General features: G+C 47.5%; 18 protein-coding genes and 1 pseudogene. 7 read left to right on the top strand and 12 right to left on the bottom strand.

What is annotated here, in order from left to right; genetic code table 11:
• Positions 1 to 21: 21 nt before the first annotated feature.
• Complete coding sequence (locus tag NZM04_03700) at positions 22 to 1,797, bottom strand: peptide ABC transporter substrate-binding protein (protein MCS7063143.1); 1,776 nt, start codon at positions 1,795 to 1,797, stop codon at positions 22 to 24.
• On the bottom strand, positions 1,715 to 2,413 hold the full coding sequence (locus NZM04_03695) for a GTP-binding protein (GenBank protein MCS7063142.1): 699 nt from the start codon (positions 2,411 to 2,413) through the stop codon (positions 1,715 to 1,717). The genes NZM04_03700 and NZM04_03695 overlap by 83 nt, the downstream gene beginning before the upstream one ends.
• A gap of 218 nt (positions 2,414 to 2,631) precedes the next feature.
• On the opposite strand from NZM04_03695, the gene NZM04_03690 reads away from it, so the two are divergent.
• Together NZM04_03690 and NZM04_03685 are read left to right on the top strand one after the other, a co-directional pair.
• On the top strand, positions 2,632 to 3,525 hold the full coding sequence (locus tag NZM04_03690) for an endonuclease/exonuclease/phosphatase family protein (protein MCS7063141.1): 894 nt from the start codon (positions 2,632 to 2,634) through the stop codon (positions 3,523 to 3,525).
• A 90-nt stretch (positions 3,526 to 3,615) separates the two neighbouring features.
• A complete protein-coding gene (locus tag NZM04_03685; GenBank protein ID MCS7063140.1) occupies positions 3,616 to 5,136 on the top strand; it encodes an O-antigen ligase family protein in 1,521 nt (506 codons plus the stop codon).
• A gap of 23 nt (positions 5,137 to 5,159) precedes the next feature.
• On the opposite strand, the gene accC is transcribed toward NZM04_03685, so the two are convergent.
• Positions 5,160 to 6,524, bottom strand: a complete 1,365-nt coding sequence (gene accC, locus NZM04_03680; GenBank protein MCS7063139.1) for an acetyl-CoA carboxylase biotin carboxylase subunit — start codon at positions 6,522 to 6,524, stop codon at positions 5,160 to 5,162.
• A gap of 53 nt (positions 6,525 to 6,577) precedes the next feature.
• The gene (accB, locus tag NZM04_03675; protein MCS7063138.1) at positions 6,578 to 7,114 is read right to left on the bottom strand and encodes an acetyl-CoA carboxylase biotin carboxyl carrier protein; all 537 of its coding nucleotides are present in this window, start codon (positions 7,112 to 7,114) and stop codon (positions 6,578 to 6,580) included.
• Between the two features lie 141 nt (positions 7,115 to 7,255).
• On the opposite strand from accB, the gene leuB reads away from it, so the two are divergent.
• Together leuB and NZM04_03665 are read left to right on the top strand one after the other, a co-directional pair.
• Positions 7,256 to 8,335, top strand: coding sequence for a 3-isopropylmalate dehydrogenase (leuB, locus tag NZM04_03670; GenBank protein ID MCS7063137.1), 1,080 nt, complete (start codon positions 7,256 to 7,258; stop codon positions 8,333 to 8,335).
• Positions 8,332 to 9,453, top strand: coding sequence for an Lrp/AsnC family transcriptional regulator (locus tag NZM04_03665; GenBank protein MCS7063136.1), 1,122 nt, complete (start codon positions 8,332 to 8,334; stop codon positions 9,451 to 9,453). The genes leuB and NZM04_03665 overlap by 4 nt, the downstream gene beginning before the upstream one ends.
• Here NZM04_03665 and serA read toward each other — a convergent pair.
• Positions 9,445 to 11,079 carry a phosphoglycerate dehydrogenase gene (gene serA, locus NZM04_03660; GenBank protein MCS7063135.1) on the bottom strand — a complete coding sequence of 545 codons (1,635 nt, stop codon included), beginning with the start codon at positions 11,077 to 11,079 and terminating at the stop codon, positions 9,445 to 9,447. The genes NZM04_03665 and serA overlap by 9 nt on opposite strands.
• Positions 11,080 to 11,331: 252 nt before the next feature.
• Here serA and NZM04_03655 point away from each other — a divergent pair, with 252 nt between their 5' ends.
• Complete coding sequence (locus tag NZM04_03655) at positions 11,332 to 11,958, top strand: winged helix-turn-helix transcriptional regulator (GenBank protein ID MCS7063134.1); 627 nt, start codon at positions 11,332 to 11,334, stop codon at positions 11,956 to 11,958.
• 137 nt (positions 11,959 to 12,095) lie between these two features.
• The gene (locus NZM04_03650; GenBank protein ID MCS7063133.1) at positions 12,096 to 12,590 is read left to right on the top strand and encodes a hypothetical protein; all 495 of its coding nucleotides are present in this window, start codon (positions 12,096 to 12,098) and stop codon (positions 12,588 to 12,590) included.
• Between the two features lie 6 nt (positions 12,591 to 12,596).
• On the opposite strand, the gene NZM04_03645 is transcribed toward NZM04_03650, so the two are convergent.
• From NZM04_03645 to NZM04_03615, 7 genes and pseudogenes are all read right to left on the bottom strand, one after another.
• A complete protein-coding gene (locus NZM04_03645; GenBank protein ID MCS7063132.1) occupies positions 12,597 to 14,369 on the bottom strand; it encodes a phosphoenolpyruvate carboxykinase (GTP) in 1,773 nt (590 codons plus the stop codon).
• 34 nt (positions 14,370 to 14,403) lie between these two features.
• On the bottom strand, positions 14,404 to 15,153 hold the full coding sequence (gene pstB, locus NZM04_03640) for a phosphate ABC transporter ATP-binding protein PstB (GenBank protein MCS7063131.1): 750 nt from the start codon (positions 15,151 to 15,153) through the stop codon (positions 14,404 to 14,406).
• A gap of 19 nt (positions 15,154 to 15,172) precedes the next feature.
• Positions 15,173 to 16,276 carry a phosphate ABC transporter permease PstA gene (locus NZM04_03635; protein ID MCS7063130.1) on the bottom strand — a complete coding sequence of 368 codons (1,104 nt, stop codon included), beginning with the start codon at positions 16,274 to 16,276 and terminating at the stop codon, positions 15,173 to 15,175.
• Positions 16,277 to 16,304: 28 nt separating this feature from the next.
• Positions 16,305 to 17,870, bottom strand: a complete 1,566-nt coding sequence (pstC, locus tag NZM04_03630) for a phosphate ABC transporter permease subunit PstC (protein MCS7063129.1) — start codon at positions 17,868 to 17,870, stop codon at positions 16,305 to 16,307.
• A gap of 2 nt (positions 17,871 to 17,872) precedes the next feature.
• Positions 17,873 to 18,718, bottom strand: a complete 846-nt coding sequence (locus NZM04_03625; GenBank protein MCS7063128.1) for a phosphate ABC transporter substrate-binding protein — start codon at positions 18,716 to 18,718, stop codon at positions 17,873 to 17,875.
• Positions 18,719 to 18,784: 66 nt separating this feature from the next.
• Positions 18,785 to 19,366: a peptidylprolyl isomerase gene (locus tag NZM04_03620; GenBank protein ID MCS7063127.1), complete on the bottom strand. Its 582-nt coding sequence runs from the start codon at positions 19,364 to 19,366 to the stop codon at positions 18,785 to 18,787.
• 108 nt (positions 19,367 to 19,474) lie between these two features.
• Positions 19,475 to 20,422: pseudogene (locus NZM04_03615) on the bottom strand (DUF1460 domain-containing protein).
• A gap of 232 nt (positions 20,423 to 20,654) precedes the next feature.
• Here NZM04_03615 and NZM04_03610 point away from each other — a divergent pair.
• A complete protein-coding gene (locus tag NZM04_03610) occupies positions 20,655 to 21,929 on the top strand; it encodes an alkaline phosphatase (protein ID MCS7063126.1) in 1,275 nt (424 codons plus the stop codon).
• The last annotated feature ends 285 nt before the right edge of the window (positions 21,930 to 22,214 follow it).

Below are 22,214 nucleotides of genomic sequence, written 5' to 3'. Positions count from 1 at the left end.
TTATGGGAGTTGCACGAGGGGTTAGTCTAACATGGGAGGGGAGGACAAGGAAACGCTCTTTTGTGGCTTGCGGTGTGTGGGGAGCCAGAAGAGTTCATGAAGTGGATGATGGTCGACGACGTTTGGGTGAAATCCTCCGAGGCGGTCTGGGTGATAGAGTGCGATGCCGACGAAGTAGTAGAGGGGGACGATAGGCATTTGGTCTTCGATGAGGATTTTTTCAGCTTGGCGAAGGAGCTCCATGCGTCGGTGCGGATCGGCGGTGGCATTGGCTTGGGCGAGAAGGCTGTCGTAGGTGGGGTGAGACCAACCTGTGCGGTTGTTGCCGCGTCCGGTGACGAACATATCGAGGAAGGTGTTGGGGTCGTTGTAATCGCCGACCCATGAGGAGCGTGCGATGTGGTAATCGAGTTGGTCTAGCGAGGCAAGGTATACTTTCCATTCTTGCTTTTTGAGGGAGACGGTGATGCCGAGGTTTTCTTTCCACATGGCTTGGATTTCGACGGCGATATTTTCGTTGAGCTCGGATTGATTGTAGAGGAGGGTGAGGAGAGGGAAGCCTTGCCCGTTGGGGTAGCCAGCTTGTGCGAGTAGGGCACGGGCTTGCTCTGGGTTGTAGTCTGGGCCTTGATATGGGGTGTAACCGGGGATTCCAGGTGGGACGAAAGATCGAGCTGGGGTTTCGCCTGCGCGGGTGATTCGTCGGGTGAGATGGGCTTTATCGATGGCGAGCGCTAGGGCGCGGCGGACTAGGGGGTTGTCGAGAGGGGGACGAGTGACGTTAAACCGGTAGAAGTAGGTAGCGAGGAAGGGGTTGGCGTGGAAGTAGGGTTTGTCTCGGATTTTTTCTATGAATAATGTTGGGACAAGGCCTTTATCGAGGACAAGATCTGCGCGGCCCGTGTAAAAGAGGTTGAAAGCGGTGGTAGGCGAGGTGAGGGTGAGGGCGTGAATCCTTTGGAAGTGGGCAGGGGTGTGGTAGTGAGGGTTGCGTTCGAGGATGATGCGATCATCTAGATACCATCCAGCGAGGCGGTAGGGGCCATTTGAAATGAGTCGGTGCGGTTTGATCCATTCTTGTGGATATTTTTCAATTAAGTCGGTGCGAACTGGGAAGAGGGTGGGGAAGGCCAGGAGGTCTAAAAAGTAGGGGCAAGGTTGATGGAGGCGGATTTCGAGAGTGGTTGCATCGATAGGGACGACGCCGACTGAGGAAAAATCGGTGAGTTGTCCTCGGTTGTAAGCTTCTGCGCCTGCGATCGGGTAATACATTTCAGCGTAAAGGGAGGCTGTGCTGGGGCGGAGAGCACGTTCCCATGCTTGATGGAATTGGTATGCGGTGACTGGGGATCCATCACTCCATCGGGCTTCAGGTCTGAGATAGAAACGGTAGGTGAGCAGGTCGTCAGAAATTTTCCAGGACTGGGCCACTCCTGGAACGATTTCGCCGCGGCCGTTGCGGGTGGTGAGGCCCTCGAATAATGCGTGAACGATGCGCATTTCGGGTTGCCCGGTGATGGTGTGGGGGTCGAGGCTTTCTGGCTCGGGGCCATTGACGAAAGTAAAGTCTGGTCTTTCTGGATATCGAGAGCAGGCAGTGGGGATTCCTAGGGCAAGAATGATGGCTAGTGGGAGAGTTATTTGTATGGAGGCAACTCCGAAGAGTTGGGAGGGCATTTGATTTGACGGACGCGGATGGCGGGCGAGATTGCAGTTACTGTGGGGGGTATGGACTGGAGGGCTGCGGGGAGACGGGGAGAAATGGTGAGTGTGGATAGGGGGGTGTGGCTGTTTCACCGTTTGGGTTTAATCCGGCAGATGAGGTGATCTGGTCGATAGGTTCCTGGGCTAGAGGAGACTGTGTTGAAGCTGCTGGTGTAGATTGAAAGGAGGTGGGGGTATATGGGGCTGGGTTATTGGATAGCATGTATTGAGTCAATAAATTGAAGGCTTCTTCTATGGTTTCGCCAGTTTTTGCGCTAGTAAGGAAGAGGGGGTGTTGTTGCGCGAGCGTGTCAATGAGGGTTTGTGGAATTTTCCACTGGTCTACGAGGTCTTTCTTGTTGATGATGAGGATGTGAGGGATAGCAGTTTCGATGTTTTGTAAAGCGGATTGTTGCATGGCGAGGGCGTGCTGAAGTGTCTCAGGCCGAGTGCCGTCAGCTATGAAAATCAAACCTGAAGCTCCGCGGAGGTAGGCTTGGCGATATTTTTCAAATGAATCCTCACCTGCTAGGTCCCAGAGGACTAAGGTGACATCTAGGCCGTTGAACTGGATGTTTTTTTTGTCAATTTTTACGCCTATTGTTGAATGATAAGCCTCGGAGTAAATTCCTTTAACGTAACGCGCTACGGTGCTGGTCTTACCGACACCTGGAGTGCCTAATAGGCATACTTTTTTTATGATATTCATGTGATAAGTGATGCTAGGTGTTTGGGGTAAAGATTTATATAGCCGATAGCTTTAGAATTTGCAAGCAAGGGTGTTGCGGGGGGGAAGAGGTAAGAGTTTGCCAAGGATGAGATGTTGAGGCCTTAGCACTGACGGGCGTTTTTGACTCATGGGGTAGGAATTGAGGGGATATCCGGCCTATTGTCATGGTGGATAATTCTGTTATACGGTGGGTTTGTATGCGAACCGTATTGGGGTTAGTAGGATGTATCCAGCGCTCTTTGAAGATCGTCCTCGCGATCGTGTTTTTATGGTTTGGGACGGAAGGAATAAGCTTTGGGGAGATCAAAGTCGTAGTTTCAAATATAGAGTGGTTCCCTGGCACGACACCTAATCCCAAGCCTAAGCAGGAGCTTAAGCATATGCAGGTTGCGAGGCAAGAGTTAAGGAGGATGAATCCTGACATTTTTATCGGCGTGGAGATTCGTGATTTGAAATCGTTTAGAGAACTCGTCTCAGCGGTTCCTGGGCTGAAGCCAGCGGTTATATCTAGATTTAAGGAAAATGGGGAGGTGACACGACAGCAGATTGCAATTGCTTCACGTTATCCTGTGAATTCAGCATGGTATGAGGAGTGGCAAACGACGAAGTTGCCGATGTTGAGGCGAGGATTTACTTTTGCTGCAATTGAAGATCCTAGAGAGTGGGGAAAGTTGCTTTTTGTTTATGGAGTTCATTTTAAGAGTAATCGGGTTTTAGATGGATATACTGATCAAGACAACTGGGAAGCCAGGAATGAAGCAGCACGGCAACTTATTCAGCATTTCGAGAGGATGCTGAACATTTACGGTCGGGAACAGGTCTCTGGGGCTGTGATCGGGGGGGACTTTAACACCAACCATGACGGACAATTTGGTGACCGAGCGATCGCAATCCTCGAAGAAGCGGGTTTTTACAATACCTTCTCTGAAGTTCCAAAACATGATAGAATCACCTGGAAGGGGCGTGGAGCTTTTTCAGGAACTACATTTGATTATATTATGACATATGGACTAGGGAAACTTCGAGCGCGAGCCATTCCGACCTCAATTGATTATAGCGACCACAACGCCGTGGAACTTTTGATTCCATAAATTTGTAGTGTCTCGTAGCTGGATTTCAATCCAGGAGAGTTTTTTTATTTGACGCTTGGTGCCAGCAACTTATTGTTTTCGCAAAGACGCATGCCAATAGCGGTCAAAGTATTTTTTGCTCACGTTTTGGGAATATTGCTTGCTATTTATTTTGGGCAGAAACTCGCAGAAAGCGATTGGCTTCCGATTTTTTTCATTACGGCGATAGTCTTTACTTTTGTAGCTGTTGTTAAGTATCAGTTAATAGCATTTGCAGTGGTAGCCTTTGCATGGTCGAACCTGACAGCGCCGTTCATTCCAGGGCAAATGAATTTGCATTATCTTTTTGGTTTAGCATTGATTTTTGTAACACTACTGCGATTAGCTTTTACGAAGACTTTCTATTACCAAAAGAGCTGGGCTCATTTTTTTGTAATAATTTTTGCTGGGGTATTAGCCCTTACCATGGCTTATCGGGGTTCAGGATTTCGCCTGCTTGGTAGTGAGTCTTGGGGAGGCATGAACTATGTGTTGCTTTTTATTAGCATTAGTGTGGTCTTCCTCTTACCATACATTAATTTGCCTGAGAAGATATGGCCTAAGGCATTGACAGTGATGGCCTTGCTTTGTGGATTGAGAGCATTTGCGGAATTTTTGATCATGAAAGGTATAGGCGGGGATTTACTCAATCGTTTTGTTGAGGCCGATAACGCAATCATCTATGCGGAATCCTCTGGTCCATACTCCGACTTAATGTTTAGAGTGCTGGGTTTAAGAGATGCAGGAATCATACTTTTGATGGCATTAGCCTGCCACGTTGATTTCAATAAGATTTTCCGTATAAATGGGTTAGCATATGCTTTAGCTATCCTTATGCTGCTTGCAATAACTGCTTTTTCGGGCTTCAGGATAGGTGTCACGGCATTCATTTTGTATTTTTGTATCATCTTGTTTTATCACAGAGCTTGGAGCATAAAGCGCCTAATCAACTTTATCGGAGTAACACTCGTAGCACTGATTATCGTGGGAATGAATTTGAATAAGCTTCCAGATGCGGGGCAGCGCGCATTTTCTTGGATTCCTGGCGCCAAGGTTGAGCGGCATGTTGAATATGATGCTGAAATGTCTGCATTATGGCGCTTAGAGCTTTGGGAGATTGCCATGGAATTGATTCCCAAATACTGGCTTGTGGGTAAAGGTTATGCATTTTCATTTAACGAACTCATCAGTGTGCTGGCTCGTGGACGCTCAGCTGATGGTTCTACATACCTACAAGACCAACATACTTGGGCCATTGTAACGGGCAACTATCATAACGGTGTGCTAAGTGCTCTCCTCGGCCTGGGAATATTTGGTTTGATAGCCGTAGCAGGATTTATGGTCTGCGCCTGCTATCGACATCATAGGTTTACTCGGAGTCAGTGGAATTCAAACACCCTCAAAATGTGTCATACTGCTGTCACTGCACTATTCATCACTTTAACGATAACCTTTTGGCTGATGTATGGGGATGTCCGCCAAAACATGCCTACACTGCTTTTCTTGTTTGCCTGTATGGAAGCCTTGCTGCGATGCGATAAGAATGCTGCGCGTTACGGCTCAAGCTTGAATGTGCAAGCCAAGCCTGAATGAAATTTGACCACCTCAAGAATAGGCTAGGAACGAGAAGGCGGCTGCTTCGGACTTGATAGTTGGCTAATAAACGCCGTCGTGTATTGACCCTTTCTGAATTGACTATTTTGAGTGAGCTGCTGGCCAAACGGAATCGTCGTTTTGATTCCTTTTATAATAAATTCATCCAATGCTCGATCTAACCGCGTAATCGCCTCCTCGCGGTCTTCACCTTTGACGATCAATTTTCCGATCATCGAGTCATAATAAGGCGGTATAACGTAGCCTTCGTAAGCGTGAGAATCTAGCCTCACACCGTATCCACCTGGGGGGTAATAAAACTCAATCTTTCCCGGAGAGGGCCGAAAATCCTGTGAAGGGTCTTCTGCGTTGATACGAAATTCGATAGCATGATAAAGCGGCTTCAAATCATCGAACTGCTTTGATAGCGGTTTGCCAGCAGCGATCCGAATCTGCTCCTTTACCAGATCCACTCCGTAGGCTTCTTCTGTCACAGGATGCTCGACTTGGATGCGCGTATTCATCTCCATGAAGTAGAAGTTTCCGTCGTCATCTACCAAGTATTCGATCGTGCCCGCGTTGGTGTAACCGACAGCTTGAGCTAGCTTAATGCTGGCCTTGCCCATTTTATCACGCAGTTTGGGGGTGAGAATCGGCGATGGGGCTTCTTCGAGCAACTTTTGGTTCCGACGCTGTATGGAGCAATCCCGTTCTCCTACATGAACGACTTTTCCGTGTTCATCGGCGATGATTTGAAATTCAATATGATGAGGGTTTTCGATTAATTTTTCGATATACAGTCGTCCGTCTCCAAAGGCTTTTTCAGCTTCGAGTTTTGCTGAGACAAAACCCTGTATTAAGCTGACGTCGTTATAGACAGGCCGCATCCCTCTTCCGCCGCCGCCCGCAACGGCTTTGATCATCACAGGGTAACCAATCTCTTTTGCGAGTTTCAGCGCTTCCTGCTCGGTCTCAACCGGCTTCAGGCTGCCTGGGGAAACAGGCACGCCCGCTTTACGGGCCGTCTCTTTCGCCACGGATTTATCGCCCATAGCACGAATAGCGGAAGGCTTAGGGCCTATAAACTTGATATTGCAACTTTCACACACCTCAGCGAAGTGTGCGTTTTCCGCTAGAAAACCGTATCCTGGGTGTATCGCATCCACGTTGCCGATCTCTGCCGCACTGATGATGCGCTCGATCTTTAGGTAGCTTTCGGAGCTTGGTCCTTTCCCTATGCAAATCGCCTCGTCGGCAAGTCGCACGTGCATCGACTGCGCGTCGGCCTCAGAATAGACAGCCAGCGTTTTAATTCCGAGCTCACGGCAAGCTCGAATGATGCGGACGGCTATTTCACCTCGGTTGGCAATTAGAATTTTTCGAAACATGGATATTATCAAAACACCGTTGAGTTACTCAATCTTGTGAAGACTGGAAGGAGTTAACTAACCCGCACTCTAAATAAAGGCTTCGCGTAATCCACTGGCTTACCGTTTTCAGCCAATATCTCAGTGATCGTGCCGCGTATCTCTGCCTTGATTTCGTTCATTACTTTCATGGCTTCGATGATACAGACGACGGTATCTTCGGTGACTTCTTGTCCAACTTCGACGTATGGAGGAGCTTCGGGAGACGGCGAGCGATAGAAAGTGCCCACCATCGGGGACAAGATTTCTTTGTATTGAGCGTTACTCGGAGCGCTTGGCGAGGGAGTTGCGGGTGGGGGCGGGGTGGAAGTTTGCGTAGGGGGAGCAGAAAGAGTGGTGCCTGTAACGGGAATCGGTGCAAGGTTAGCAATAGGCTGTGGAGATGGCTGTGGAGATCCACTCGGAAGGGAAGGGGGGAAGGATAAAATAGGCAGCTCACTAGAAGTGGATTTTTTTAATCTGATTTTGAAATCTTTCTTTTCGAGTTCAAATTCCCCAAGCCCATGTTTATCCATGAGCTCGATGACGAGTCGAATATCTTTGATTTCCATGGATGATGAGTTGATTGGGGTGCAATACTCGCACGGTTTGGCGTGCAGTTAAAGATTTTTTTCTGCAAGGCTAGGAAAAATTGGTTTTTCAGTTTACCAAGGCTTATTGCTTCGGCTAGCTTCGCAAGTTAATTCAAAGCCATGAAGGTTCATCGCATAGCAGTGCTTGCTGGAGACGGCATCGGCCCGGAAGTCATGGCCGTGACTTTGCCGATTGTTAAAAAGGTCGCCGAGAAATATGATTGTAAACTGGAATTTTCCGAGGCGCTGGTGGGCGGTGCGGCTATTGATGCCTGTGGAAAAGCTTTGCCCGAAGAGACGGTGAATGTTTGCCAAAAATCCGATGCTATCCTTTTCGGATCCGTAGGGGGGCCGAGATGGGAATCCCTGCCGCCACAGGAGCAACCCGAGAGGGCAGCTCTGTTGCCGCTCCGGAAAATGTTCAAGCTTTACGCCAACCTACGACCGGCATTGTGTTATCCTGAGCTCGTCGAAGCGTCGCCCATAAAAAGCCATTTAATTCGAGGGGGCTTTGATTTGCTTGTTGTGCGTGAATTGACTGGTGGAATTTATTTCGGCAAGCCTAAGGAAACGGTTTCCACTGAGCACGGCGAGCGTGCGATCGACACGCTAGTCTACGAGACTCCAGAAATCGAGCGGATCACTCATCTGGCATTCATGGCAGCTAAAAAACGTCGCCAAAAAGTCACCCTCGTAGATAAAGCTAATGTGCTGGAGTCCAGCCTTCTTTGGCGTAAGACTGTGAAACGTATCGCTGCGTCCTATCCGGACGTCATGCTTGACTTCATCTACGTGGATAACGCTGCGATGCAGGTCGTAAAAAACCCGAAACAATTTGACGTTCTCTTATGCGAAAATATGTTTGGCGACATCATCAGTGATGAGGTGGCTGCTGTGGCAGGCTCACTGGGGATGCTTCCGAGCGCGTCTCTAGGTGAGGGGAGCTTTGGTTTATACGAGCCAAGTGGAGGCACAGCGCCAGACATCGCGGGCAAAGGAATTGCCAATCCGATTGCTCAGATTCTCTCGGCCGCGTTGATGTTTCGGTTCAGTTTCCAAATGGAAGAGGCTGCTCAAAGTATAGAGGAAGCGGTCCGCAAAGCGATCACGGCAGGTTATCGCACGGCAGATATTTATTCCGAAGGGACGAAGCGGGTGAGCACCGCTGAGATGGCTCTGGCCATAGAGAAGTTTTTATGACCACGACTTCATCCACTCCGATTCCCGTTAGCACTTACGATCCGATCAATGCTGCCATATTGGCGGTGTCGGAAGATCGAATTCAGGGGTTTCATCGCAAGCCATTTGCGCAAATCGCAGCTTTAAGCGGTGTCCCCTATGATGTAGTGGTTGAAAGGATTCGCGCGATGCTTGAGGCTGGGACGATACGGCGAGTCAGGTTAACATTGATAGCGAATGATCTTGCGCCCGGTGCATTGGTGGCTTGGCGTGTGGCGCAAGAGAGGCTAGATGCGGCGTTTGATTGGCTCTGGAAAGAAGATCCTTTTAGCGGGCATATTGTTATTCGTTCAACAGACACCGAAGCTGCAGGAAGCACCTATAAATTATGGACGACACTTAAAGTGCCACAGGGATTCTCTCTAGAGGAGCACTGCGAGTGCCTTCAGCGCAAGATCGGTGCGGAGGCTTTCAGGATAATGCCAGCAAAGGGCATCTTTGTTTTGGGAGTGGGGCATGTAAGGCGTCGCGAAATTAAGCCTGGCTCTAAGTCGGATACACCTGCAGAGATGCACGAAATCAAAGTCACCCGCTTGAGCGATGAGGAATGGCATGTCTTAAGCTACCTGAAGAGAGAGTGCATGCCTCACGAGATCGGCGATGATCTCTGGTTAAGGCGAGCTGAGGAGGCTGGTTTAGATTATGAGCGTTTTTGTGCTGTTGCTGAGGGGCTTGCGGATAAAAAAATTATTGGGCGTTTCTCTACATTCCTTGAGCATGTGAAGCCCAATGCTGCTGGAGAAAGGGTGACAAAATTCAATGCGCTCTTTCATTGGGCAGTGCCGCCAGGCTTGGAGAAAAGAGCGGGTGAAGAGGTGGGGCGGTTTCATGCGCTGACACATTGTTATTGGCGTGAGGCTGGGCCTGAGTTTAAGAATGTGAATATTATGGCGGTTGCCCACGGCACAGATAAAGAGCTTGTGAAGGCTCACAAAGCTGCGATTGATGCGCACCTCAATGAAGTGGGGATACCCGTGCTTTACACCAACATCTTCTGGGGCGGACGGAGTGAGATCAAGCCATCAGAAATTCTTCCCTCAGCCTACGCAGCTTGGCGCCGTCAACAGGCTTCAGCGTAGGTCGATAAATTTCACGCTGTAAATATCCTTATCTTGGGCGATCTCCTGGAGCGCATCTGTAGAAGGGACGCTATCGAGATGAAGTATGCTAAGGGCGCGACTGCCTGGTTCTGCTCTTCCGAGTGCCATGCTCGCGATGTTTATGTGGTGACGTCCTAGAATAGTGCCGAGCCAGCCTATAATTCCAGGGCGATCTCGATTTTCGATCACAAGCAATTTTCCGTCCAAGGCCGCTTCGAGGTTTCTGTCATTTACTCGGACAATTCTTGGGCGATTGCCAAAGATGGCCACGGCGACGGATAGGTGCTCTTTTCCGAAGATGGCTTCGAGGGTGATCAGGTCTTTATATTCCTCGTCATCGTTATTTTTATGTTCACTCCACTTGAGGCCGAGATTGTCAGCGAGATGCAGGACATTTACTTCGTTTACGGAAGTGCCGCCGGCAGTTAACAAGAGTCCTTTTAGTGCGGCGCGCGTGATTGGCGTGGTGTCGTGTTCATTCACCTTGCCGGAGTAGTGGATTTTAACGGCATCGAGTCGGTGAGGTGTGAGTTGTTCGACGAGATAACCGAGGCGCGTAGCGGCTTGTATGTAGGGTTTGAGCACAGCTAGGGCGCGGGCCTCTACGTTTGGCATATTGACGGCATTGCGTATGATGCCATGGAGAAGATAGGCCTCGACTGCCTCAGCGATTTCGAGGCCTACGTTTTCTTGAGCTTCTTGGGTTGAGGCTCCGAGGTGTGGTGTGAGTATGATTTTGGGGTGGGAGCGCAGTGGAGAGTTTTGTGGCAAGGGTTCAATTGTAAAGACATCCAGCGCAGCTGCTGCGATATGCCCGGAATCTATAGCTTGAAGTAGCGCTTCTTCGTTGATGAGCCCTCCGCGTGCACAATTGATCAAGCGAGCACCCTTCTTGCAACAAGCCAGTCGTTTTGCATCTAGTAGGTTCATGGTTTCTGGCGTCCCTGGGACGTGCAGGGTGATAAAATCAGCTTGTGGCAACATTTCTTCAAGCGTTTCGAATAACTCGATTTGTAGGATCTGAGCGCGGGCGTGGGTGAGAAAAGGATCGTAAGCAATCACTCTCATGCCAAAAACTTGAGCTCGTTTGGCGACTTCGCTACCTATCCGACCGACTCCTATAATGCCGAGCGTTTTGTCTTTGAGCTCGACGCCTTGAAAACTTTTGCGGTCCCATTCTCCTTTAGTCATGGAAAGATGGGCTTGAGGAATATTTCGCGCTAGGCTCATGAGTAGGGAAAAGGCGTGCTCAGCGGTCGAGATGGTGTTGCCGACTGGCGTGTTCATCACGACTATGCCGCGCGCAGTAGCAGCGGGAACGTCTACATTATCAATGCCTACGCCAGCGCGTCCGATTACACGGAGCTGTTCGGCCACTTGGATAAGAGATGATCTTATTTTTGTTTCGCTTCTTATTAGAATCGCATGATAGGATGGGATGATAGCAGCAAGCTCGCCTTCTGAGAGGCCGACCCGAGTTTCGACATCAAAGGCGGGATTTTTTTTGAGATATTCAATCCCCTTGGGTGAAATAGGGTCGGCCACGAGTATTTTGATTTTTTCCATCTTGCGAGAGGAGATTAAATTGGTGGAGGGATTAGTCAATGTTCTAATTTCAAACTTAAAAATATAAATATATGTGCAAATAACCTAATGACTATTATGGAGTTACGGAAAATAACGCCCCCTGTAAATTTTTTGCAGCGAGTATAATTTAAGCATTGCAAGAAAAACTTTCTTTCGCTTCTGTGCGATAATGGCCATATCTAAGTTAACAAACAAAAAAAATTTACTAGACAAAAAAATGAATTGAGTTATAAGAGTTACTAGCCAAGCGAGGAAAAGAGAGGATAAAATATGAACAAGATGGTTAAAAGCCAAAAGTTTCAAATACTATCAGAAATTAAACGCAGCCAAGGTTTGTCGGTTCAAGAATTGTGTGACCGAGTAAACCTTTCTTACATGGGAGTCAAGCAACATTGCATTGCACTGGAGAGGGAAGGATACGTGGACACGTGGAGGCGTCCTAAGGGGATGGGACGGCCTGAAAAGGCATACCGCCTGACGGAGCTTGCTCAGGAATATTTCCCTAATGAATTTACTAAGTTAACGAGTAAAATACTCGATAGTATTGGAGAGGTATATGGACCATCTGCTCCTGAGAAAATTCTATACCACATATACAGCGATCAGACGGCTCACTATCAACAATACGTTTATGGAACAAGCTTAGAGGAGCGAGCCAAAAATCTTGCAGGTCTAAGAGATGAAGAAGGTTACATGAGTGAATATCAGTTTGATGCCAACACCCGAAAGCATCAAATTGTTGAGTATCACTCGCCTATCCTTCAAGTTATGGACCGTTACCCGATCTTGCGGGATTTAGAAGTTCAAATGTTTGAAAAAGTTCTTAACGTGAAGGTTAACCGCAAAGAGGAACGAATATCCGGGCTATATAAATGTGTGTTCACGCTTGAACCCTAAAGATCGATCAGCCTAGATTTATTAGGCGAATGCTTCAGCTTTATCGATTCTTTAGGAACCTATTTGCAATTATAGGTTTTGGCACATGCATTGTAGGGGTCGTATATTTCGCACGAAGTTTGCTATTGGAGAGCTGGTTGAATAGCCTTAAGGCTCAGGACTCATTTTCCTTTGAGGCACATGAAACTTATCTATCGCCTCATCTAGATCGGATCGTCATAGGTCAGGCCAAGATTAAAAATCCCGTCAGTTTTGGACTATCGGATGGTTTAATTTTTTCAAAAATAGAAATTGATTTTAAGTCACCAATCCGTTGGAAAGGACGTTGGAATATAAAGCGGGCGCATTTTACAATCGAGCGTTTGAATATCGTTAAAAAAGCCTCAGGTGATAACCTCGATGAGCTAGGCATACTTATTAAGGCTTGGGATGCTCCCAAAAAGCCGATCCATCCCTTTTTAGCGGATGAGGTCAACATCATACTCCGCGAAATTGCATTTATTGATCCTAACTCCCTCGACAAAGCTACCGTGGCCCAAGTTAATCTTCAAATTACTGATCACTATCTCGACTCTTACACAAAAATTTATGATTCACTGATGAAACTTATAGCTGCAATCGGAAAGCTATAGATTTCGCTAGAGCCGTGCCACTAGTAGCTCCCTCTGAAAAATCATTTCTATTGGCAAGCTGTCTTTCAATCGAATGAAAAGTTCATTTTCGAGTATCACTTCACGTTTCCACTCCTCAACATCAATGTTTTGAACCGCATCGAATTGCTCAGCGGTAAAGTTCTCCAAGCCAACTAAGTCAAAATCCTTAGCATAAGGCACCCAGCCTAGGGGTGTCTCCATGGCTCCTGCGCGGCCGTGAGCGCGATCGATTATCCATTTGAGCACTCGCATATTCTCACCAAAGCCTGGCCACATGTAATTTCCATTTTTATCCTTGCGAAACCAATTCACACAAAAAATTTTCGGAGGAAACTTGATGTGCCGTCGCATCCGTAACCAGTGCTTAAAATAGTCCCCCATGTTGTATCCGCAGAAGGGAAGCATCGCCATTGGATCATGGCGAACTTGTCCCTGCCCTCCTACGGCTGCAGCCGTCATCTCTGATCCCATGGTGGCGCCGACAAAGACTCCGTGCACCCAGTTGAAAGCTTGAAATACCAGTGGGAGAGTGTTAGCCCGACGACCACCGAATATTATCGCGCTGATTGGAACACCTTCCGGATTATAAACTGCCGGGTCGAGGGAAGGATTGTTGACCATAGGCGCCGTAAAACGGCTATTTGGATGAGCGGCCTTTTCTTTACTCGCTGGCGTCCACCGTTCGCCTTTCCAGTCTAAACATTCTTCGGGCGGATCACCATCCATTCCCTCCCACCACACTGAGCCATCGGGGGTGAGAGCTACGTTAGTGAAAATCGTATTTTTTGATATGGTGATCATGGCGTTTGGATTTGTCTTGGAATTTGTTCCAGGGGCAACACCAAAGTAGCCCGTCTCGGGATTTATTGCCCAAAGACGACCATCTTTTCCTGGATACATCCAGGCTATATCGTCGCCTACAGTCCAGATCTTCCAGCCTTTGAATCGAGGGGGCGGGACAAGCATAGCAAAGTTTGTTTTCCCGCAAGCACTCGGGAAAGCAGCGGCCACGTAAGTCCGCTCTCCCTCTGGGGATTCAACACCGAGGATTAGCATGTGTTCAGCAAGCCATCCTTCTTTGCGTCCAAGGTAGGATGCGATACGAAGGGCCAGGCATTTCTTGCCTAGAAGGACGTTGCCACCGTATCCAGAGCCGACTGATATGATAGCATTATCCTGTGGAAAATGGGCAATAATTCGGCGTTCTGGGTTGACATCGAGGAGACAGTGCAAGCCTTTATTAAACGACTTTTGTTTTTCCAACTCTTCGATCGCGACCTGGCCTACGCGGGTCATGATCCGCATATTTATCACCACGTAGATCGAATCTGTGAGCTCGATTCCCACCTTGGCTAGAGGAGATCCCGGTGGCCCCATCAAATAGGGAATCACATACATCGTGCGTCCTCGCATGGCCCCCTTCGTCATTTCACGTAGCTTGTTATACATTTTTTCTGGATCAACCCAATTGTTCGTTGGGCCTGCATCGTCCTGTAAAGGAGTGCAAATATATGTGCAGTGCTCGACACGGGCTACATCATTGGGGTTGGAGCGATGATAGTAGCAACCTGGCCACTTTTCTTGGTTAAGACGGATCAGCACACCTTGTGCTACGGCTTGTTCGATAAGTGCTGCATATTCCTCGTCAGAGCCATTGACCCAATAAACAAAATCAGGTTCACAATGGTCGATGGTTTGCTGTATCCACTCTAAGGCTTGAGGGAGGCGGATGTTGGGTTCATTGAGGTTCGTTTTCATAACTGTTTTCTAAATTAAATCACCCGATGAAGGATTATCCAAAGCGTCCTGAAATGTAGTCCTCAGTTTGTTTTTGGGTTGGATTTGTAAATATCTTTTCAGTAGGTCCATGCTCGACCAGGCGTCCCATTAAGAAGAAAGCTGTCTGGTCGGAACATCGTCCAGCCTGTTGCATATTGTGAGTAACGATGACGATGGTATATTCCTTTTTCAATTCACGGATTAATTCTTCAATTTTCATCGTTGCAATCGGATCCAACGCCGAGCACGGCTCATCCATGAGAATCACTTCAGGTTTAACTGCAATAGCTCTTGCGATACAAAGCCTTTGCTGTTGCCCTCCAGATAGCCCCAAAGCCGATTCGTGTAAGCGATCTTTCACCTCATCCCAAAGGGCGGCGCCCCGAAGGCTTTTTTCAACTACCTCATCAAGCTTCGCGCGAGATTTTTCGCCTTGTAAACGAAGCCCATAGACCACGTTCTCGTATATGCTCTTGGGGAACGGATTCGATTTTTGAAACACCATACCGATCTGTTTTCTCAGTGCGATAACATCTACGTCTGGCTTGGTTATGTCTCGACCGTGAAACCAAATCCCCCCTTGCGTCACTCGAGCGCCGTCGATCAGATCATTCATTCGGTTGATGCAACGCAACAACGTAGACTTCCCACATCCGGAGGGGCCGATCAGTGCAGTGATTTCTCTCGGCCTTATTTCAAGGTTAATGTCATGCAGCACAGTTTGCGACCCGTATGCAAAACTTAAGTTCTTAATCTCTATCATAATCCGACATCGTCTTTCATCACCACCTCACCCTCTTTCGAGTGCGTGAACGCAACACAGTTGCTACAGTCATCACCACACCAATCAACATCAGAAACACAAAAGCGGACGCATATTGAGTGCGAAGAGTATATTCGTTTGGCGGAATACGCATGCTCACCGTGTAAATATGATAAGGAAGCGTCATCACTCCTTGAAAAAAAAAGTCACTCCATCTATCAACCTCCCATGGCAGACGATCCTGAATCACAAAAGCTGCAGTGAACATAATGGGAGCCGTCTCACCAGCCACCCGCGCAAGGGAGAGAATCGATGACGTTAAAATTCCGGGCCAGGCGTAGGGCAATACATTTGTCCATATCGTTTGCCATCGTGTAGCTCCTAGAGCTAAAGCCCCTTCACGAAAACCTTTGGGAATAGCCCTAAGCGACTCTTCCACCGATGTGATCACAATAGGTAACACCATAAGCGCTAAAGTAAACCATCCAGATAGAAGCGAGATCCCCCATCCCTCAAAGTTCAGCCACAATCCCCATGGAAGCGGTAAATGAAGGCGTTCAAGATTAGGTTCGGATTCAATAACTGGCATAAATGTTACGAAAAGTCCGTAGCCAAATAGTCCGAATACTATCGACGGCACCCCGGCTAAATTCACGATCGCCAGACGCACACCACGTATAAAACGCCCTTCTCGACCATATTCACTGAGATAGATCGCACTAAATATGCCTATAGCCATGGCAAGAACCATTGCACCGATGGACAAAAGAACGGTGCCAACAATGTTCGGCATGATCCCACCAGCGCTATATACATAAGGGATACTTGGCCATTCCTCGCCCAGCCCCTTTTCTGCTAGAAATGCACGAAAATCCCTCTCTCCCATCGAGCGCCTCTTGCCCTCAAACTCGAAAACATGCAGCGTCTCAGGTGGCTGAGTAAAAAAATCAACATTGACCCATGGAAATTCCTTCTGAAAAACAGTCTTGCTCCCTTCCCAAGTGATTTTCCCAATTATAAAACAAGCAAATAGCAGCACCGCATACGTGCTAACCCGCAACACAAAAACAAGCGCCACTTCAGACCAATCTCTTCGATCGTATGGGGAAGAATACTCAGCCATAAGCAAGTTGCGTCCTAGTATCGAGATTTTATTCGCGCTTTTGATACGATCTAAGCAACCGTTGCACTGAAAAATTAATTAGCAATGCGATAATAAATAGCGTCAGTCCGATCACAAACAACGCCCGATAATGTAAACTGCCGCGCACAACTTCCGGCATCTCTTGAGCGATCAGACCTGTCATCGTATGCACAGGCTGAGTTAATACGCCCAAGCCACTTCCAAAATCCGGCAGCATCAGTCGATTGCCTGCACAAAGCAATACCACCATCGTCTCTCCTATCACTCGCCCAAGTCCCAAAAGAATAGCCGCTATGATGCCCGACGATGCAGCTGGGATAATGATCGTCCACACTGCTTGCATTTTAGTCGCTCCCAGTGCAAAAGCTCCCTCCTTGTAGCTTCCTGGGACGTTTTGTAGTGCATCCTCAGCAAGACTAAAGATTGTCGGCACAGCCATAAAGGCTAACAGACACCCCGCCGTCAACGCATTTAGGCGTTCATTAAATGGAAATCCAGGAAGCCAACTTAAAAGTGGACTTTGAGAAATCTCTCGCAAAGTCTCTCCAAGGACGACGATGCCAAAAAACCCTAAAACCACTGACGGTATCGCAGCTATGAACTCTAACGATGGCTTGATAAAATCCCGCTCGAGTGCACTAGCAAACTGATTCACATAAATCGCTGAGCCCACCCCAATGGGCACCGCAATTGTCAACGCAATGATACAGACTAAAGCAGATCCCCCCAACACAGGCAAAAGCCCATACCAATCCATCCAAAAGCTTTGAGTAATCCAGTATTGGCCTAGCAGAAATGCCGACAAAGCCTGCAAATGTCCAACGGGCTCTTTCAATTCTTTCCGCGCGCTTTCTGAATCTATATTGGCACAGCGTTCCTCAATTGCTCTAAGCTTGGAAACCATCGATCGAAGTTTGGTCGTATCACTTGCTTGTAACCGCTGTTGCATCAACCACGTCTCGGTCACCGTACGCAAAGAAGCCATGCGACTGCGAAAATGTTGTAAGTCTTGCATAAAATTCAAACACAATTGTCGCAACTTTTGCTCCTCGCTCACCCAATCCACTGGCTCTATCTTAATTAGCTCTGCTTCATTCTTTCTCCCCATCTGAACCAACCTCCTCTTTCTTCGCTCGGCTTCCTCGGCTACTTTCGCGCGTTGGCGAACCTTCATAACATGTTGAATCATTGGATCTGCCGCCAACCGTGTAGCGTAAATGTGATCCCACCACTCGTGCCAAAGATTGTTGACTTCTTCAATGGAGCGTTCAGGCCTAAACGAGCCTTTTTGTTTTTGATACCAATCATTCCATTCGTTCAAGAGCTCCTGACTCTCCCTTAACGGCACTAGTAAGAAATCTACCAGCTCTCCTCCAGATTCACGATACAGCTCAAGATGACGTCGATGCTCAGGGAAAAAATCAACCCCCTCCCGCCATAAAAATACAATAATCAACGCGACCACAATGATTGCCACTGTCGCGTTGCCTCGAAAGAAATAATAAACTATTGCATCCCAACTTAACCTGGCCGCTATCCTCTCAGAAAGTTTTCTCTGCCCATAGAAACTCATAGCTAGCGTGAAGTTCTAGCTGGCACAAACCCAGCAATCTCTACGATTCGTTGCCCTGTTGGGCTTAAGACAAATTCAACAAATCGACGCACCGTTCCTTTGGGTTCTCCATTCGTGTAGAAATAAGTCGCACGGGCGTAAGGCCAGCGTCCCTTTTGTATGTCCTCCAACGTAGGCTCTATCCGAATACCATCCCCCCTTACCACTGATATCGTGCGCACACCAGGCAAATTAACATAAGCCATTCCGACATAGCCGATGCCATGCGGATTCCGAGCTACTTCGGCAGCAATCTGTTCATTCCCCGCAAGCTTCTGCGAATGTAAAGCATAATCCCTTTTCCGCATCGCCAACTCTTTCCAATCCTGGTAAGTGCCTGAACTGGTATTGCGTGTATAGACAGAAATGCGCCCTCTCCGTCCGCCAATCAAACTCCAATCCTTTATATCTCCAGTAAATATCCCCTCCACATCTCGCACCCGCAAAGCCGTGATAGGGTTGTCTACGTTCACAATCACACACATCGCATCATAAGCGACAACTATTGGATAAAACGTCACTCCTTTCCCCATCGCTACACTCTCCTCTTGAGCCTTTACAGTTCGACTCGACATCGCAATATTACATGTCCCATCTATTAAAGCTGCTATTCCGCTAGTCGATCCTTCCGCTGCAATCTCAAAATGGATCTCTGGATGTTGACGCTTAAATGCCTCAGCTAACATCGGCACCATCTTGGCACCCAAGGTGTCCGACCCTTTGATCACAAGACCTTCTCGCCCAAGCATGATCCCCAATTGCAGGCACCCCAGATAATAAAAGACAACTCCCACTAAACGTATAGCCACAACTAAAGATTTAGCTCTTTCCCAAAGTATGTCTACCCGTGAAAGGTAAACAAATTGTAAAATAACTTACTGCAAGTTAAGAATTCTAATTTTCCGAACTTCGACTCTCTGCGTAGGCTGACTTCGCTCCCCACTTGGGGAGATATTAACAGGAACCGCTGCGATTTTATCCAGCACTTCATCACCTTCAATCAAACGCCCGAAAGCTGTGTATTGGCGATCTAGAAATGGGGCATCTCCATGACAAATAAAAAATTGACTACCCGCAGAATTCGGATCGCTTGACCGGGCCATTGAGATGACGCCACGGACGTGGGGTCGATCATTAAACTCAGCAGGAATCGTATAGCCCGGCCCTCCCGTCCCATATCGGGCGAAATTAGCAGGATCTTTGGTGAGGGGATCCCCACCTTGAATCATAAACCCTGAAATGATTCGATGAAAAGCAGTCCCATCGTAAAATCCTTCTTGGGAAAGTTTGATGAAATTTGAAACCGTCTTCGGAGCTACTTCCGGCCAAAGCTCTATCTTCATTACGCCAAAATCCGTTTCGATTTCCGCTACTATCTTCTTTCCATTCTCGGATGACCTTGAATTGGTCCCAAATGGAAAGTCTCTCAGAGGCTCTTTTTGGCTGAAGAAAAACATTATCACCAATAACACTGCCGCGGTGAGAATAATCAACGAGCTCTTTTTAAGCAGAAACCGCACCATTAGAAGCGCTATTTATTCAACTTGCAAGTGCGTCGTCAATATTCAACGACAAGCCCACTCCCGATCCGTGCGTCGCGTTCGGTCCCGCAACGCAGTGCGATGAGTATGATCGTATATAACCTCCAACGGCCGAGCGACCCTTACGCCTGCATGTTTCCTATTCCGCGCTAGATAATCACTCAATCTGGAGTCTATCACCGTGCGACGTTGACTGCGTGAGGCATGCATTAGGCGTAAAACTCCGTTGGAGTCTCGATACGCGATACCCACATGTGAAGTAAATGCCCCAGGACTGTTTGTCGTAATGCAGATCACATCTCCGTCTTGGAGTTTGGGTTCGATTTTTTTTCACGTGCACTTTGGGAATGTGATAAGTAGGTCGTGATGAGACCATCTTTTCTATCAAAGCTATGCCTGCGACCCAAGTGGATTATTTCTAAGATAACGGAAATTTCGCCATCCCACAGCCATGTATTGAATTCGCCGATAAAGCCGTTCCGCATGCCCCCAAGCACGTGTTTTGTCTACAACTAAACCTCGCCTTGCGTTATCATAAATCCAATCCTCCAGATGATGGAGTCGAGATAAGTAACTATCTGTGCAGCGTCCTCCTCGATACCGTTCGAGTTCAATCATAGCTAATAGGTCCTCTGGACGGTAATCCTTCTTTTTTGCCCGAAGCATTCTTGCAAAACCCAGCGAAATCTCAAAATACGTCCAGCAATCCATCCCATGCAAATTGACCGATGGGGATTCGATGTGATCATCGATCTCTAATGTGTAATTAACATATGGCTTATTTAGTAAAGCCTTTGCCACTGCAACCGTTCTTTGCCCCAAAGGTAATTCAGCCCAATTTTGAATTTCAGCACGCTCAAGCAATTCGAAAAATTCTTCCTCACCATTAAATGTTATTTGTAAAGGAAGTTTAGCATGGGATAAATTACAGCATGTGAGAAAAATATTAATTGCATAGGTAATATATTTCATATGTGAACTTATTTTATATTACGGTAAATTTTACTATATGACGCTTAATAATTATTTAAAGTAAAAAATTTAAAATCACGTCATTCAACCCCCAAAAATCATCCCATTCAAACGTAAAATTTGCCCATAGACTAGGTAATTTCACAACATCCCTAGGCCTAGTAAAATTCACAGAATCGTAACTTGTAAATTTTTAAGATCTAGAAATCCTTCTTGGGAGTTAGTTGGAACTATGTCCAGTAGGGTTTTCATTCGAATCACTCTCTTGTTGACTTTTCATCTCTTTTCCCACGCACGGAATAGCGTGATATTCATACACATAGACGGAGCAGGATTAGCTCAATGGCAAGCGTTGCGCTTTTGGCAGGTTGGTCCCGATGGGGATACAGAATGGGATAAACTTCCCCACATGGCCATCTACAGGGGCCATATCGCTGACTCCTTAACAGCATCATCAAATGCAGGAGCTGTCGCGCATGCCTACGGTGTCCGAGTTCACACCTCATCTTTTGGCATGGACTCAGGAGGTAAACCCATTTCGAACCTCCAAGGAAAAGCCGAAAGTGTGATGCAAGAGGCCAAGCGACGTGGAGTGCGCACGGCGCTGATCAATTCAGGTTGCATCACCGAGCCTGGCACGGCTCTTTTTGTAGCGACCGCACCGGAGCGCGAACAACATGAGCTGATCTCAGAAAAAGTCATACATTCAGGCACTGATATTATCCTATCGGGTGGAGAAGGATGGTTGATCCCCGAAGGCACAGAGGGGCGTCATGGCCCAGGGCGCCGTAAAGATGGGCGCAACTTGATCGAAGAAGCTCGAAAGGCTGGATATGTCGTTGTTCACGATCGTGAAGAACTACTCGCCGTGCCACGGCAGACAAAAAAACTCCTAGGAGTTTTCGCCCATGAGCATACCTTTCATGATCTCCCCCAATCAGCCAGACGTGTGGCCAATCTCTCGCCCTATAAGACAGACGCGCCATCGCTCAGCGAAATGCTCGCCAAAGCGCTAGAATGTTTGCACGGAGAGCAGTTTCTCATTGTGGCGGAGGAAGAAGGTTCAGACAACTTTGCCAACATAAACGACGCTACAGGCACATTGGAAGCCCTTCGGCGCGCTGATCAAGCCATCGGTGTAGCAAGAAAATTCGTTAAACAAAATAACAACACGCTTCTCCTTACTGCCGCTGATAGCGAAGCGGGAGGATGGGATGTAATTGGATTCCCTGACGAGCACACGGAAACAAAAATATGGGCTAAAATCGGCCGCGATCCCAATGGCGCGCCTCTCGGCTTAGATTCCGATGGGCGACCATTTCTATCCGCGCCAGATCGGCATGGAGTTCGACATCGTTTCGTGCTCGCCTGGGCTTCGCATACGGACACATCTGGCGGTTTACTTGTGCGAGGAGAGGGGAAGTATGCCGAGAAAATTAAAGGGCAGATGTGGAATACCGACGTTTACCGAGTTATACGCAGTAACCTCTTCAACGGCTTAAAATAAGGGTATCAAGGCGAATTAATGTTCGCCATAAAATTAATCCTGATAATAAAGCAGAACCTATGCCATTTTTCGTGCATGGCTTAATATGTTTGTTAATTTTTTATTTCAGAAGAAAATTTATCGCAAAATAAGATTTAATAGAAGTCATTCGCTATTTTAAAAAATGTTGTCTCTCATTTCCCCTGCTCAGAAAGCAACCTTACGGTAAAAATTGTCATAAAGTTTTGTTAATTTTTATTGACGGTTGTTGTTTCGTATGCAATATTTAGGTCAGAATGCAAAATT

This window comes from Candidatus Methylacidiphilales bacterium (assembly GCA_025056655.1).
Classification (GTDB): Bacteria; Verrucomicrobiota; Verrucomicrobiia; order Methylacidiphilales; family JANWVL01; genus JANWVL01.
Note: the sequence above shows the minus strand (reverse complement) of the source record. Positions and strands in the feature narration are given on the sequence as shown.